Here is a 14,842-nt window from a genome sequence, read left to right on the forward strand (position 1 = left end):
TTGGCTATAAGCTGCGCAGCCGATAGATTTTTTCATTCCTATGCTTCTTCGTCCTGCGAGGCGACACAGGCTGACGCGGCTCCATCTGCATAATCCAGCCAGCACGATGTATCGGCACGCGTGCCCCAGGAGACCTTCACCCGCCCCTGGCCAGCGGCTGAGCGAAGATGCAGGCGGCTGCCCTGCCCGACCATGCCCACTTCCTCTCCCTGAACATCGAATATCTGGGCACCGAAGGGCAGCGTCTGCCCTTGACCGTCTCGAGCCTCGATTAACAGCAGCTTTCCGCTGCGCGTCGGATAGTGCAACAGCGTCGCTGCACCGGCCCGGGGCACCACCGACTGACCGCTGATCTGCAGCTCCACATCCTGCGACATGCCCTTGGGGTCGATGTCGACGGTATTCACGCTGTAGGGGCTCAACGAGGGGACGACCGCAAAGCCCTGGGCATTCAACCGTACACTCGGGTGCTGCTGAATACGCGCCGCTTCGGCGAAGGGGGCATGAACGATGGCGAAACTCTCGCCCAACGGTTGCGCCAACAGCACGCCTCCCGGATGACCGACCACCGAGCCGCGCGCGCCGATTGCAAACTGACGGGACTCCTGGCGTTGGGCCACAGCCCCGCTCAGCTCCCCACTCGAGCTGCGATGCACCAGGTTCGCGTCAAACCCTGCGCCACCTTGCACTCCCTCCTGGTACACACTGGACAGGCCATAACCCCACTGCCCATCCTCGCCGGCCGTTGCGCTCCAGCGCACATTCGTCGTTGCCCTGCCTTCGGAGTCGCGGTTCATGCTGGTGCTCAGCGAACCGCGACGCTGTACCCCCAACGGCAGACTGGCCGTCAGTGTCAAAGTGCTCACTGCCTGTCCGTTGCCACGATACTCGCGCCCAAGTGTTACGCCGTAGGAAAGCGAGCGCAGATTGTTGTAGTACCCCACGTTGTACTCACGGTTGCCCACCGCAGATCCCCACTGCTCGCCAGCGCTGGCCCTAAGGCTAAGACGACCGGTCCCGGGCAGCCGCTGCTGAAGTGCCATCGCCGCCCGCCAGCGCTGAGGCGAACGCGGATTGATGCGCTGAGTTTGCTGACTGATGCGGGCGAACTCGTCAAAGCTGTAGTAGTCAGCGTCGTTACGATGGGTAAGGCTGGCACTCAGGTCGGTGCCCGTCGTTTCCACCCGCTGGCGCCAACTGAAGCGCAGCGCCTGCGCCTGCCCCTGCGCGGAGCGGCCCTGGCCAAGCGATGCCTGGGCATGATATCCGGTCACTCCAAAGGCGCCGAAGCGGCTGTTGATCGCGCCACCCATGGCGCTGGCCAGATAGTCCTCTGCCAGCCAGGCGCCTCCATGCACGCTGAAGGTGTTGTCCAACCCTTGTTGCCAGCTGCCTTGCACATGGCCTGGGCCAGGACGACCAAGGTCGTCGCGCCACACCCCTGCACTGAGGTCAAAGCGACTCGCCCCTTCTCGTAAGGCCAGTGGTGCGGCTTGATAGGGCAAGGTAAAGCGACGTACGCTGCCGTCGGCCTCCTCCAGGGTGACCTCCAGATCGTCATTGAGCCCGCTGGCATACAGGTCGTCGATCTCGAACGGCCCCGGCGGCACCGTCGACTCATGCAGCAGCGCCCCTCGCTGGCGAATGCTCAACAACGCAGTGCTGTTGGCGACACCTCTGACCACCGGTGCGAAACCGCGCTGGGACCTGGGCAACATGCGCTCATCGGTGGACAGCTGTACCCCGCGAAAAGCGCTGCTGTCGAAGACATCGCCAGTTGCATGCCCATCACCCAGGGTAAGCTGGGCCGCCCATGAAGGCAGGTCCCGCCGCACCGACGTCGCGCCGGCCTGATAGCGAACCGCCCGCTCATCACTTATCTGCGCGCTGCCTTCGTGGCGCCAATACCATTGCCCGGTGTTCAAACCGGCGCGCACGCCCAGAAACCCTTGCCGACGCTGGCCGCCTCGCCGGAGGTCTTGGTATTCATAGGCATTCAGTCGGTAATCGACAAAACCCGCGGTGACACCCGAATCCCAGGTTTGCGGCGGCAAGTGATCCTGAGGCTGGCGACGCAAGGCAGACTGGGCAATCTCCAGGTGCAGTTGCAAAGCGCCGAAATCCAGGTTTTCGCTGGCAGTCATCTGCAACTGCGCCAAGCTCAGGCAACTGCCGGGCTCGGCCAGTCGCTCACGCACGTCCTTCGCCAGCCCCTCCATGTTCAACCCCAACCCTTCGAGTAACGACGAGTCGTAACAGGGTACAGCCTGGCCGGACGTGCCAAAGGTGCGCAAGGAAACCGCACGGCGTCCTACCCATTGCTGGTTGAGAACGACGTCCAGGGTATAGTTGCCTTCAGGGACAGCGTCGATGACTTGATAACGCCCCAGATCGACCGTGCTTCCTTGACGCAGCAACCCTGGGTCGAACTCCACGGCACTGACGAGTTCTGCGTGTGCACCGGCCATCCCCAATGCAACCCACCACCATCGAACAGCGATCATGGGACTAACGGACCATTGAAGGGTTGCACGACGGAAGTGGCCTTCTGCAAGGCGCCATAGTCGTCCAGATATTGATAGCGCACTTCGGAAACCGGCCCCAACCCCGATGGTGCCGCTTGCAAAGCGAAACGCGCGCTGTCACGAGGTGGAATGTGCCCAACCTCCGCCGCCAAGGTCGAGTCCGGGCGGGCAACTTCGAGCACGGCCAGGTTGACGTGGTACTGGGTAGGATTGTCAGCCTGCAAAGCCCAGCCTTGCGCGTCCTTGACCAGTCGCCAGGTCACCTGTGCATGGGCTTGTTCAGCCTTGCCTGCCAACCCTTGTGGCCGATAGAACAGTTTGATTCGGGTGCGCAGGGAGATCTGCAGGCTGTTACCGCCACCACCCTTTGGGGGAACGTCCAGCACATTCAACCAGTAGAGGCTCTCCCGATCCTCAGGCATGCGGCGTCCGTCGTGGAACAACCTCAGGCTCTGACGCTTGCCCGGATCGAGTCGAAACAGTGGTGGTGTCAGGCTGAACGGCCCTTGCAGCTCGCCCTCTGGGTCCTCTGGGCCTCCCTCGTCGACCCAGACCTGTACCAACGACGGATGACGCCCCTCGTTGCTCAACCTGACAGTGATTTCGGGACTCTCGGCGGGATAGATAACTCGCGTGGTGGCAATCACCACGCTGGCACTTGCCGGCGCGCACACGAAACACGCAGCCAGCAGCGCTGCGCACCCCAAGGTGCTCAGTGAAAGCTTCATGACGATTTACTCGAAAGGAAAAGGAACCGCCCCGTACAGGGCGGCTTTTCATAACGGCTTAGAGGTAGTCCAGCGAGTAGCGGACTTTGGAGCTGACGAGGCCTGGGGTGGTGTTCCCAGTCGAGTAGTACTGAGCGTAGTAGCGCAGCGTGGCGTTACCGTCGACGATGGTTACGGTCTGGGAGTTCTGGGAACCCTTGGCTGCCGCCAGGTTGATGGGCCTCTTGGCACTGTTGAGCAGTTCCAGCTCGACATTGCGGCTGCCACCCTCATCGACGATCAGGCGCCCGGCATCACCGATGCTTGGACCTGGCTCGAAGAAGGTCGAAACGCTGCCTACATGGGTGCAGTTGCTCAGGTGTAGCTGGAACGGAGTTTCACCCGCTACGTCACCAGGGCGAACCAATCTCGAAGCATTGACATCCGGCAGAGTGACGGGCAGATTGCCATCACCACCATTGACGACGCAGGTCGGCGCCAGTACACGTCCCTGGAACGTGATTTCACCGTGGTCGGCGTGGGCGACACCCGCCATCAGCAACGAGCCACAGAGCCCGAACACAACCTTAGAAGTTTTGCTCATATTCTTCTTCCTTCAAACCAGCGGTCAGGCACATGCCTGACCGGTGCCGTAGAACGGCACGGCCACAGTATTGTCACGGGGGGGTACTGCGACACTGTCGGAAATAAAGGATCAAATACCGGATTCAGGTATCACAAGCGTAGGATTTGATTCCTAAGTTTGAATGAAACATCGCTGGGCTAGGCAATGCCAAACCCAGCAGATGCCGGTGCTGCCTGAGTGTCAGCGCGTTGCGGTGCGCATCGTGACGAACTCTTCGGCCGCTGTGGGGTGTACACCAATGGTTTCGTCGAATTGCTGCTTGGTGGCGCCAGCCTTGAGCGCAATGCCCAGCCCCTGGATGATCTCGCCCGCGTCCGGCCCGACCATATGGCAACCCAGGACCTTGTCGGTCTCGGCGTCGACCACCAGCTTCATCAGGGTCTTTTCCTGCAGGTCGGTCAGCGTCAGCTTCATGGCGCGGAAGCGGCTCTCGAAAACCTGCACCTTGTGTCCGGCTGCCAGCGCTTGCTCCTCGGTCAGGCCCACGGTCCCGATCGGTGGCTGGCTGAACACCGCCGTTGGAATGTTCTGGTAGTCCACGGCACGATACTGATCAGGCTTGAACAGATGACGGGCCACCGCCATGCCTTCGGCAAGGGCGACCGGAGTAAGCTGCACCCGACCGATCACATCCCCCAGGGCGAACACCGAAGGTTCGGTGGTACGGTACAGGTCGTCGACCCGGATATAACCGCGCTCATCGAGCTCCACACCGGTATTTTCCAGCCCCAGATTGTCGAGCATCGGACGGCGACCGGTGGCGTAGAACACACAGTCGGCCACAAGCTCCCGACCATCCTTCAGGGTAGCCTTCAGACTGCCATCGGCCTGTTGGTCGATGCGCTGGATATCAGCATTGAACTGCAGGTCCAGGCCGCGTTTTTCCAGCTCTTCCTTCAGGTGCTTGCGCACTGACCCATCGAAGCCGCGCAGAAACAGGTCACCGCGGTAAAGCAAGGTGGTGTCGGCGCCCAGGCCCTGGAAGATGCCGGCGAACTCGACGGCGATGTAGCCTCCACCCACCACCAGCACCCGACGTGGCAGCTGCTTGAGGTAGAACGCCTCGTTCGAGGTGATCGCCAATTCCTTGCCCGGGATGTCAGGCACCTGTGGCCAGCCGCCTGTGGCGATGAGGATGTTCGCCGCGCTGTAGCGCTGACCTTCGACCTCCACCTCATGGGCACCGGTCATGCGTGCATGGCCTTGCAGCAAGGTAACGCCGCTGTTGACCAGCAGGTTGCGGTAGATGCCGTTGAGACGCTCGATCTCACGGTTCTTGTTGGCGATCAGGGTGCCCCAGTCGAAATGACCTTCTTCGAGAGTCCAGCCGTAACCGGCCGCCTGCTCCAGCTCATCGCTGACATGTGCACCGTACACCAGCAACTTCTTCGGCACACAGCCGACGTTGACACAGGTGCCCCCCAGGTAGCGACTCTCGGCTACCGCCACCTTCGCACCGAAACCCGCTGCGAAGCGCGCCGCACGCACACCGCCGGAACCGGCACCAATCACGAACAGATCAAAATCGTAGGCCACTTTCCAGACTCCACAAAAAAAGCCACCCGAGGGTGGCTCTTTTCGTGACGCGCTGCAAGCGCCAGACAACAAGAAAATGGCGCTGCAGCGCAGGCTCGGACTCAGTAGGCCTTGCCAGTCTTGTAGTAGTTCTCGAAGCAGAAGTTGGTGGCGTCGATATAGCCTTCGGCGCCGCCGCAGTCGAAACGCTTGCCCTTGAACTTGTACGCGATGACACAGCCGTTCTGTGCCTGCTGCATCAGCGCGTCGGTGATCTGGATCTCCCCACCCTTGCCCGGCTCGGTGTTGGCGATGATATCGAAGATATCCGGGGTCAGGATGTAGCGGCCAATGATCGCCAGGTTCGATGGCGCATCTTCAGGCTTGGGCTTCTCGACCATGTTGGTCACGCGGAAGATGTCGTCGCGGATCATGTCGCCAGCAATCACGCCGTACTTGTTGGTTTCCTGCGGATCGACTTCCTGGATGGCGACGATCGAGCAGCGGAACTGGTTGTACAGCTTGACCATCTGCGTCAGTACACCGTCACCTTCAGGGTTGACGCACAGGTCGTCCGCCAGGACCACGGCGAACGGCTCATCGCCGATCAGAGGACGACCGGTGAGGATGGCGTGGCCCAGGCCCTTCATTTCGGTCTGGCGGGTGTAGGAGAACGAGCACTCGTCGAGCAGACGACGGATACCGACCAGGTATTTTTCCTTGTCGGTGCCCTTGATCTGATTTTCCAGCTCATAGCTGATGTCGAAATGGTCTTCCAGCGCGCGCTTGCCGCGCCCGGTGACGATGGAGATCTCGTTCAGACCGGCGTCCAAGGCCTCTTCAACGCCATACTGGATCAGTGGCTTGTTCACCACCGGCAGCATTTCCTTGGGCATGGCTTTGGTAGCGGGCAGGAAGCGGGTGCCGTAACCGGCTGCCGGGAACAAGCATTTTTTGATCATATACATCCTTAAACAAGGGCTGGGCCTGTGGTATTCGGCGCAGTCTAATCAGGCGGCAGTCACCTTACAATGCCCCACCTGTGGCCGACCGATGCCATGATAGAGATAACCCAGTGTAGATAGTTCCGACGGATCGTAAATATTACGCCCGTCGAACAGTACCGGCATACGCATCAGGCCCCTGATCCGACGAAAATCTGGCTGGCGGAACTGCTTCCATTCGGTCACCAGAACCAGTGCATCCGCGCCCTCCACGCAAGCATAGGGATCATCGCCCAACTGCAATTGACCACTGGCCAGCGCCTGCGGATAAGCCGCCGCCGCCCCTGCCAGCGCGGCCGGGTCACAGGCCCGGACCCGTGCCCCGGCTGCCAGCAGGGCGTCGAGCAGCACCAGGCTGGGTGCTTCGCGCAGGTCATCGGTGCCAGGCTTGAACGCCAAGCCCCACAACGCCACATTGCGCCCGCGCAAGCTGCTGCCGAAGTACTGCTGCAGCGCCTGGAACAACAAGGTCTTCTGCTGCGCGTTGCGCGCCTGGACCGCACGCAGGATCGCCGGCTGGTAGCCGTGCTGCTCGGCCGTATGGATCAGCGCACGCACATCCTTTGGAAAGCATGAACCGCCATAGCCGCAGCCCGCGTAGATGAAATCGCTGCCGATGCGCCGGTCGCTGCCGATCCCGCGACGTACCTGCTCGATATCCACGTCCAGCTCGGCACACAGGCCCGCCAGTTCGTTGACGAAGGAAATCTTGGTGGCCAGGAAGGCGTTGGCAGCATACTTGCTGAATTCGGCGGCACGCGGGCTCATGACCAGCACGCGCTCCCGATTACGCACAAAGGGCGCGTACAGGCGCTGCAAGCATTGAGTGGCGGCATCACTGTCGGTGCCGATGATGATGCGCTGGGGACGCATGAAGTCCTCGACGGCGCTGCCCTCCTTGAGAAACTCCGGATTGCTCGCCACCGACACCGTGAAACTGGCCCCTCGCTCGCGCAGGCCACTGTTGACCTGGCGCGCGACCCGCTCGGCCGTTCCCACCGGCACGGTCGACTTGTTCACCACCAGGCATGGGCGCAGCAGGTGCCGCCCAAGGCTGTCGGCCACCGCCAGCACATGCTGCAGGTCCGCCGAGCCGTCTTCATGGCTGGGCGTGCCCACGGCGATGAACACCACATCGACCCGCGCCACCGCATGATCCCAGTGCTCGGTGAAACTCAACAGGCCACTGTGCAGGCCCTCCTGCACGAGCGTAGCAAGCCCGGGCTCGTAGATCGGGCACTGCCCCTGACGCAACTGGGCCAGGCGCGCGCGATCATGCTCCAGACAGACCACGCGATTGCCCATTTGCGCAAAACAGGCCGCCGTGACCAGCCCCACATACCCCGCCCCGATCACACAGAGTTCCATGGCCGCACTCCTTCAGGAAGATGCGACATTGCAACCTGCAGGCGATTGCAGGGCAGTGACAGCGGCACGGCGAGAATATGACAGGTGCGCGGTGTTCAGCCGCCCGTGCCCTGCCCGATCAATACACCCTCGACCTTTTGCCCATACAGGTTGACGCCGTCGTTGGCATGAAACTTCACCCGGGTCTTCTCGATGGAGCCCTCCACCAGACGCGGATCCTGCGGGCGCTCATGGCGATTGATCCATGCCGCGACGTCCCACGCCTGCTGGTCACTCAGGCTGCCCGGCTTGCCCAGCGGCATGTTGTGCTTGATGAAGGACGCGGCGGTGTTGATCCGGTGCATCCCGGCCCCCCAGTTGTAGGCATCACGTCCCCACAACGGCGGCATGACGTATTCACCCGCGACCTTCTGCCCCTCGCCCTTGCCACCGTGGCAGATCGCACATTGCTCGCTGTACACCTGTTCGCCGCGCTTGAAGTCATAGCCGTCCTTGGGTTGCGGCACCTCCGGATAACCACGACCGGGCGTTTCCACTCCCGTGCGGGTGCCGGTCGCCAGCCAGTAGCTATAGACGCTGAGCGCGGTCATCTGCGGGCTGTCGGCGGCCGGCGGCTTGCCGTTCATGCTGAACTGGAAACAGCCCTGGATACGTTCGGCGTAAGTGTTGACCTTGTCGTTTTTCTTGCGATAGGCGGGATACATCGGATAAGCGCCCCACAGCGGCGCGGAGTGAGCCATGCGACCCTGGTCGAGGTGGCAGTTGCTGCAGTTCATGCCATTTCCGACAGCCTCAGGCATCAAGCGGCGGGTATCGACGAACAACGCATGCCCCTGGCGGACCATCTGGCCGAACGCGTTGTCCGGCAACTCGCTTTCTGCGGGCGGCACGAATACCGGCGTGGCCTGGCTGCCGGGCACCTTGAGCTGCGACTGGTCTGACATGGCGATCTCCGCCGCCTGGGTGACGCCTGCGCTGAGCCACAATACTGCGATCAGGGCTTTCATGGCGCGACCTCCTGGTGGGCGGCGTGGGCGAAGTAGTCGGCGATTGCCGTCACCTCGGCATCGGTCATGGCCTTGGCAACACCGACCATCAGTTGGTTGGGGTCATTGCGCCTGCTGCCGTCGCGCCAGGCATTGAGCTGTGCAACCAGATAAGCCGCCGGCTGTCCGGCCAGCGGTGGAAAGTGCTCGCCAACTCCCGCACCACCTGGGCCATGGCACTGCACACAACCAGGAATCTCCCGATTCCAGTCGCCATACAAGGCCAGGCGCTCGGTGGGATTGCTGGCTATTTGCTGACGGCGCGCCCCCGTAACCGGGTCGGAAGGCTGAGTGGACAGCCAAGCGCTGACCGCACGAATTTCCTCGTCGCTCAGCGCCTTGGCCAGCGGCTCCATGACCGGCTGCTTGCGGCTGCCCGAACGAAAGTCATCGAGTTGCTTGCTCAGGTACCCGGCAGACAAGCCGGACAGGCGGGGAAAACCGGCGGCGGCGATACCCTTGCCGTCCGGGCCGTGGCAACCAAGGCAGGCCATTGCGGCAGGATTCTGCCCGCCCTGGGTGAAGATTTTCTGGCCATCGACGGCATGCGCCGCGGGCCAGGCCAGGATCAGCAGGCTGCCGATCATGACGCGACTCATCGGGTTCATCAGGGACACTCCATTTCCTTGTTATAAGCTTAGTCTTAAAAGACATAAGGAAATGGATACTAGTCCGGATAGGTAAACCGGAACAATGTCCCTACAAGTCACAAGGCCTCGATTGCCCGCCTAACGAGGTATTGCTTGCGCTGGATCAAGAACCGGAGATGCACTGGGTGGCTGCGCTGCGCACATCACCCAGGCGCAGGGGGAAGTTGTTCAACCGTTCATGCAGCTTGATGGCGCTACCGCTGCCACGCTTGTCGATATCGACGAGGGCTGCCGGGCCGACACCGGCACTGAGCTTCTGCGGCACGATCAGACGCAGACCTTCACCACGTGACTCTTCCACCAGCGGATCACGGCTGTCGCCCAGCTTCTGCTTGACGCAATCGGCATACGCACGCGGCGTCTTGCCGGAGATTACGTCCAGCGTCTCTCGCGACTGCTCCAGTTCCGAGACGCTGACGCAACCACCCAGTACCAGCGTCACCGCCGCCATCACCCACTTCATCCGTTGCACCTCTGCCAATCAAAGAAATCGTTCGACAACGTCCGGGCGGTTTTGCTCCCTGCTTTGGCAGATTTCTCCCTGGCCCGGCCGTCCAGCCCGCCAGTGTACCCTGACATCGTGGTATCTTGGGCGTTTGCAGAATTCCAACCTCGCGGAGCCCCACATGAAATTCGTCCACCAGCGCGAGCACCTCAACGAGGATGACATCGTCGTTATCGAGTGCTCTCAGCGCTGCAACATCCGCCTGATGAACGACGCCAACTTCCGCAGTTTCAAGAACGGCGGCCGCCACACCTACCACGGCGGGCTGTTCGAGCGCTTCCCGGCGAAAATCACCGTCCCCAGCACCGGCTTCTGGAACATCACGCTCGATACCGTGACCACGCGCCCGATCTCGGTGACGCGCAAGCCAAGCTTCACCCACAAGATCAAGATCATCCGTCGCTCGTCGTCGAAACTCGGATAAGCCCTGCCATGACCCAGAACCTCAAATACGTGATCAAGTACAAGCTCGATGGCCAACGCCGCTGGGACTTTGCCGTGATGCCCGATGCCTCTCAGGAGCAAGCCCTGGTGGCGTTGCGCAAGATCCATGGCGAAGACGCCGAGAAAATCAGCGACATTCAGGTCAGCAAGGCGCTGTAACCCAACAGCTACACCGCTCAGGGCGCGCTCGCCGCCCTGTACGCCTGCACCGTTGAAACAGGCTTGGCGCGTCGATAGCACCCTGCCATGATTTCACCTCTTCCCGGCGAACGACTTATCGCTATATATTTCGCAATATAACGATAAGCCTCCGAGGAGTCGTCTTCATGCGTATTCGCCTGTCCCACCTGGCCGCCACCGCCCTGGCCAGCCTGATTTCACTCAACAGCGCCTGGGCCGATGAAGTTCAGGTCGCCGTGGCGGCCAACTTTACCGCGCCGATCCAGGCGATCGCCAAGGACTTCGAGAAAGACACCGGGCACAAGTTGGTTGCAGCCTTTGGCGCCACTGGACAGTTCTACGCACAGATCAAGAACGGCGCGCCGTTCGAAGTGTTCCTCGCCGCCGACGACAGCACGCCTGCCAAGCTTGAGCAGGAAAAGGAAATCGTCGAAGGCTCGCGCTTCACCTACGCCATCGGTACCCTCGCCCTGTGGTCCGCCAAGCCCGGTTATGTCGACGACAAGGGTGAAGTACTGAAGAAGAACGACTTCAAGCACCTGTCCATCGCCAACCCCAAGGCCGCCCCCTATGGCCTGGCCGCCACCCAGGTGCTGGACAAGCTCAAGCTGACTGACGCCACCAAGGGCAAGATCGTCGAAGGCCAGAACATCACCCAGGCCTTCCAGTTCGTCTCCACCGGCAACGCCGAGCTTGGTTTCGTCGCCCTGTCGCAGATCTACAAGGATGGCAAGGTCGAGAACGGTTCGGCGTGGATCGTCCCGTCCAGCCTGCACGAGCCGATCCGCCAGGACGCCGTCATTCTCAACAAGGGCAAGGACAATCCGGCGGCCAAGGCCTTGGTCGAGTACCTCAAGGGCCCGAAAGCCGCTGCGGTGATCAAGTCGTACGGCTATGAAATCTGATGCCACTCGACGCCAGTGACCTGGGGGCAATATGGCTGACCTTCAAACTGGCCAGCCTGACCACACTGATCCTGCTGGTGGTGGGCACGCCCATTGCCTGGTGGCTGGCCCGCACCCGCTCATGGCTGCGCGGGCCCGTCGGGGCAGTCGTGGCGCTGCCCCTGGTGCTGCCACCGACAGTGATCGGTTTCTACCTGCTGATCGCGCTCGGCCCCCACGGCTGGCTTGGTCAGGCCACGCAGGCGCTGGGGCTGGGCACCGTGGTGTTCAGCTTTACCGGGCTGGTGATCGGCTCGGTGGTGTACTCGATGCCCTTCGTGGTCCAGCCACTGCAGAACGCCTTCAGCGCCATCGGCCAGCGCCCGCTGGAAGTGGCCGCAACGCTGCGGGCCAGCCCTTGGGATACCTTCATCCACGTGGTGCTGCCACTGGCCCGGCCCGGCTTCATCACTGCCAGTATCCTCGGCTTCGCCCACACCGTCGGCGAGTTCGGTGTAGTGCTGATGATCGGTGGCAACATTCCCGACAAGACCCGCGTGGTTTCGGTACAGATCTTCGATCACGTCGAAGCCATGGCCTATTCGCAAGCGCACTGGCTGGCCGGTGCGATGCTGGTGTTCTCCTTCCTGGTGCTGCTGATGCTCTATGCTGGCCGCCGTGGCAAGGCTGGCTGGAGCTGAGATGAGTTCACGCATGCACGCGCGCCTGAAACTGGCACGCGACGACTTCACCCTGGACGTCGACCTCGACCTGCCGGGCCGCGGGATCAGCGCACTGTTCGGCCATTCGGGCTCAGGCAAGACCTCCTGCCTGCGCTGCCTGGCCGGCCTGGAACGCGCCAGCGAGGCCTACATCGAGATCAACGGCGAGGTGTGGGAAGACAGTCTTAATGGCACCTTCCTCGCCCCGCATCGACGCCCGGTAGGCTATGTGTTCCAGGAGTCCAGCCTGTTTGCGCACCTCTCGGTGCGCGGTAACCTGGAATTCGGCTGGCGACGGGTCTCGGCCAGCGAACGCAAGGTCGGACTGGACCAGGCCTGTCAGTTGCTGGGGATCGGGCACCTGCTCGAACGCAAGCCCATCACTCTCTCCGGCGGCGAAGCGCAACGTGTCGGCATCGCCCGCGCCCTGCTCAGCAGCCCCCGACTGCTGCTGATGGACGAGCCCCTGGCCGCCCTCGACGGCCCGCGCAAGCGCGAGATTCTGCCCTACCTCGAACGCCTGCACGACGAACTCGACATCCCCGTGGTGTACGTCAGCCACTCCCAGGACGAGGTCGCACGCCTGGCCGATCACCTGGTGCTGCTGGAGCAGGGCAAGGTCATGGCCAGCGGTCCGATCGGCCAGACGCTTGCGCGCCTCGACCTCTCGCTGGCGCAGAGCGAGGAAGCGGGCGTGGTGCTTGAAGGTGTGGTGATCGGCTACCAGCCCGACTACGAACTGTTCGACCTGCGCCTGCCGGGCAGCGACGGTGCGCTGCTGCGCATCGCCCATCCCGCCCTGCATGTCGGCAGCACCCTGCGCCTCAAAGTCCAGGCCCGCGACGTCAGCCTCACCCTCACCCACGACGGCACCTCGAGCATCCTCAACCGCTTGCCGGTGACCGTGCGCGAATGCCGCCCGGCCGACAACCCGGCGCACGTGCTGGTCAGCCTCGACGCTGCCGGCAGCGCCTTGCTCGCGCGCATCACCCGGTACTCGGCAGACCAGCTCGGACTGCAGCCGGGCCAGGCGTTATGGGCGCAGATCAAATCGGTGGCACTGTTGGCCTGAGCAACTCAGGCGCTGCCGTTGTCCACCGATAAGACAACTGGTCGATGGACTGCGCCATGCCCGAGATCACCCTGCCCCGCACCCTGCACTATGTCGACGACACCCAACCTGGCCTGAGCCGACGCCTTTGGCGCGGACGCTTCATCTACCTGACCCCTGATGGCACGCGGGTGCGCGACGCGAATACGCTGGAACGCATTGCCGCACTGGTCATCCCGCCCGCCTACACCGATGTGTGGATCTGCCTCGACCCGCAGGGCCACCTGCAAGCCACCGGTCGCGACGCCCGTGGGCGCAAGCAGTACCGCTACCACGCCGAGTGGCGCACGCTACGCGACGAGCACAAGTACGGGCGCATGCTGGCCTTCGCGCAGGCGTTGCCAAGGCTGCGCCAACACCTGGACCAGCATCTGGCACGCCCCGGGATGGACCGGGAAAAGGTCATGGCACTGGTGGTCAGCCTGCTCGACAACACCCTGATCCGCATCGGCAACCGTCAATACCTGCGCGACAACCAGTCCTACGGACTGACCACCCTGCACAACCGGCATGTCGAGGTCAGGGGCAGCACCATTCGCTTCCAGTTTCGCGGCAAACGCGGCGTCGAGCACAGCATCACCGTGCGCGACCGGCGCCTGGCGCAACTGCTCAAGCGCTGCATGGAGTTGCCTGGCCAGGAACTCTTCCAGTACCTGGATGAGGACGGCCAGCGCCATCGCATCGGCTCCAGTGACATCAACCTGTTCCTCCAGCAACTGACAGGTGCCGACTTCACCGCCAAGGACTACCGTACCTGGGGCGGCAGCGCCTTGGCCCTGAGCCTGCTGCGCCCGCTGGCCTGGGAGCCGGAGGCCGAGGCCAGGCGCCAGGTCGCGGCCATCGTCCGCGAGGTGGCCACGCGTCTTGGCAATACGCCGGCGGTGTGCCGACGCTGCTACATCCATCCAGCGCTGCTCGAACACTTCCACCTGGGCCGTCTCGCCGAACTTCCGCGAGCCCGGGCACGCAAGGGCCTGGAACAGGAAGAGGTGGCCTTGCTACGTTTTCTGCAGGCACTGGAAGCGCTCTGAAGTTTCATTGACCAGGGCTATTTACAACATAAAGCAGAGAAATTTCCCATATTCGCTCCAGCCCCCTATCCTTGCCACCGAGCACCTTCGCCGATTGACCTGACCCGGTTGATTTCGGCACCTGCAACTGAAGACCGCCAACAGATTTTGTCCGCTCAGGAATTAATATCTTCCGAAAGCGTCTTTAATGAGAAGGAAGAGGGACAGGCTCCCACCGCTGCGGCACATGGCCCAACGGATTTCTACATCACCAAGGAGAACTAAATGCTGATACTCACCCGCAAGGTTGGCGAAAGCATCGTCATCAACGATGACATCAAAGTCACCATTCTGGGCGTCAAGGGGATGCAAGTGAGGATCGGCATCGATGCGCCAAAGGATGTCCAGGTCCATCGTGAAGAGATTTTCAAGCGCATTCAGGCCGGCAACCCCGCCCCGGAGAAAGCCGACGACCAACACTGACCACCCTCGCCTCAAGCCGCACGGACGCGCTTGATAATCCGG

Annotated in this window: 16 protein-coding genes; 7 read left to right on the forward strand and 9 right to left on the reverse strand. The window is 62.2% G+C overall.

Annotation, left to right across the window (positions count from 1 at the left end):
- Positions 1-38 precede the first annotated feature (38 nt).
- The 9 genes from AC2CGW_RS21395 to AC2CGW_RS21435 all read right to left on the reverse strand — a co-directional run bounded on the left by AC2CGW_RS21395 (position 39) and on the right by AC2CGW_RS21435 (position 9,924).
- Complete coding sequence (locus tag AC2CGW_RS21395; RefSeq protein ID WP_484574558.1) at positions 39-2,504, reverse strand: fimbria/pilus outer membrane usher protein; 2,466 nt, start codon at positions 2,502-2,504, stop codon at positions 39-41.
- Positions 2,501-3,253, reverse strand: a complete 753-nt coding sequence (locus AC2CGW_RS21400; RefSeq protein WP_484574559.1) for a fimbrial biogenesis chaperone — start codon at positions 3,251-3,253, stop codon at positions 2,501-2,503. Before AC2CGW_RS21400 ends, AC2CGW_RS21395 begins: the two co-directional genes overlap by 4 nt.
- Before the next feature lie 58 nt (positions 3,254-3,311).
- Positions 3,312-3,836 (reverse strand): fimbrial protein, encoded by a 525-nt coding sequence (locus AC2CGW_RS21405; protein ID WP_186669050.1) that lies wholly within the window; start codon positions 3,834-3,836, stop codon positions 3,312-3,314.
- A 222-nt stretch (positions 3,837-4,058) separates the two neighbouring features.
- Entirely contained in the window at positions 4,059-5,414 is a 1,356-nt protein-coding gene (gorA, locus tag AC2CGW_RS21410) for a glutathione-disulfide reductase (RefSeq protein WP_186669048.1), read from the reverse strand.
- A gap of 101 nt (positions 5,415-5,515) precedes the next feature.
- Complete coding sequence (gene galU, locus AC2CGW_RS21415) at positions 5,516-6,355, reverse strand: UTP--glucose-1-phosphate uridylyltransferase GalU (RefSeq protein WP_013973181.1); 840 nt, start codon at positions 6,353-6,355, stop codon at positions 5,516-5,518.
- Between the two features lie 48 nt (positions 6,356-6,403).
- Positions 6,404-7,765 (reverse strand): UDP-glucose dehydrogenase family protein, encoded by a 1,362-nt coding sequence (locus AC2CGW_RS21420; protein WP_484574560.1) that lies wholly within the window; start codon positions 7,763-7,765, stop codon positions 6,404-6,406.
- Between the two features lie 95 nt (positions 7,766-7,860).
- On the reverse strand, positions 7,861-8,772 hold the full coding sequence (locus AC2CGW_RS21425) for a c-type cytochrome (protein ID WP_288375197.1): 912 nt from the start codon (positions 8,770-8,772) through the stop codon (positions 7,861-7,863).
- Positions 8,769-9,419 carry a c-type cytochrome gene (locus AC2CGW_RS21430; protein ID WP_484574561.1) on the reverse strand — a complete coding sequence of 217 codons (651 nt, stop codon included), beginning with the start codon at positions 9,417-9,419 and terminating at the stop codon, positions 8,769-8,771. The genes AC2CGW_RS21425 and AC2CGW_RS21430 overlap by 4 nt, the downstream gene beginning before the upstream one ends.
- A gap of 145 nt (positions 9,420-9,564) precedes the next feature.
- Entirely contained in the window at positions 9,565-9,924 is a 360-nt protein-coding gene (locus tag AC2CGW_RS21435; RefSeq protein WP_186669040.1) for a hypothetical protein, read from the reverse strand.
- 163 nt (positions 9,925-10,087) lie between these two features.
- On the opposite strand from AC2CGW_RS21435, the gene AC2CGW_RS21440 reads away from it, so the two are divergent.
- The 7 genes from AC2CGW_RS21440 to csrA all read left to right on the forward strand — a co-directional run bounded on the left by AC2CGW_RS21440 (position 10,088) and on the right by csrA (position 14,800).
- Positions 10,088-10,390: a DUF1883 domain-containing protein gene (locus tag AC2CGW_RS21440; protein ID WP_186669038.1), complete on the forward strand. Its 303-nt coding sequence runs from the start codon at positions 10,088-10,090 to the stop codon at positions 10,388-10,390.
- A gap of 8 nt (positions 10,391-10,398) precedes the next feature.
- Positions 10,399-10,569 carry a hypothetical protein gene (locus tag AC2CGW_RS21445; protein ID WP_484574562.1) on the forward strand — a complete coding sequence of 57 codons (171 nt, stop codon included), beginning with the start codon at positions 10,399-10,401 and terminating at the stop codon, positions 10,567-10,569.
- Between the two features lie 167 nt (positions 10,570-10,736).
- The gene (gene modA, locus AC2CGW_RS21450; protein ID WP_186669036.1) at positions 10,737-11,495 is read left to right on the forward strand and encodes a molybdate ABC transporter substrate-binding protein; all 759 of its coding nucleotides are present in this window, start codon (positions 10,737-10,739) and stop codon (positions 11,493-11,495) included.
- Complete coding sequence (gene modB / locus AC2CGW_RS21455) at positions 11,495-12,175, forward strand: molybdate ABC transporter permease subunit (protein WP_484574563.1); 681 nt, start codon at positions 11,495-11,497, stop codon at positions 12,173-12,175. The genes modA and modB overlap by 1 nt, the downstream gene beginning before the upstream one ends.
- Position 12,176: 1 nt before the next feature.
- Complete coding sequence (gene modC / locus AC2CGW_RS21460; protein ID WP_484574564.1) at positions 12,177-13,268, forward strand: molybdenum ABC transporter ATP-binding protein; 1,092 nt, start codon at positions 12,177-12,179, stop codon at positions 13,266-13,268.
- Between the two features lie 56 nt (positions 13,269-13,324).
- Positions 13,325-14,338: a DNA topoisomerase IB gene (locus AC2CGW_RS21465; protein ID WP_186711583.1), complete on the forward strand. Its 1,014-nt coding sequence runs from the start codon at positions 13,325-13,327 to the stop codon at positions 14,336-14,338.
- Between the two features lie 264 nt (positions 14,339-14,602).
- Complete coding sequence (gene csrA / locus AC2CGW_RS21470) at positions 14,603-14,800, forward strand: carbon storage regulator CsrA (RefSeq protein ID WP_186669031.1); 198 nt, start codon at positions 14,603-14,605, stop codon at positions 14,798-14,800.
- Positions 14,801-14,842: the final 42 nt, after the last annotated feature.

Source organism: Pseudomonas sp. SYWMCR5 (assembly GCF_057197165.1).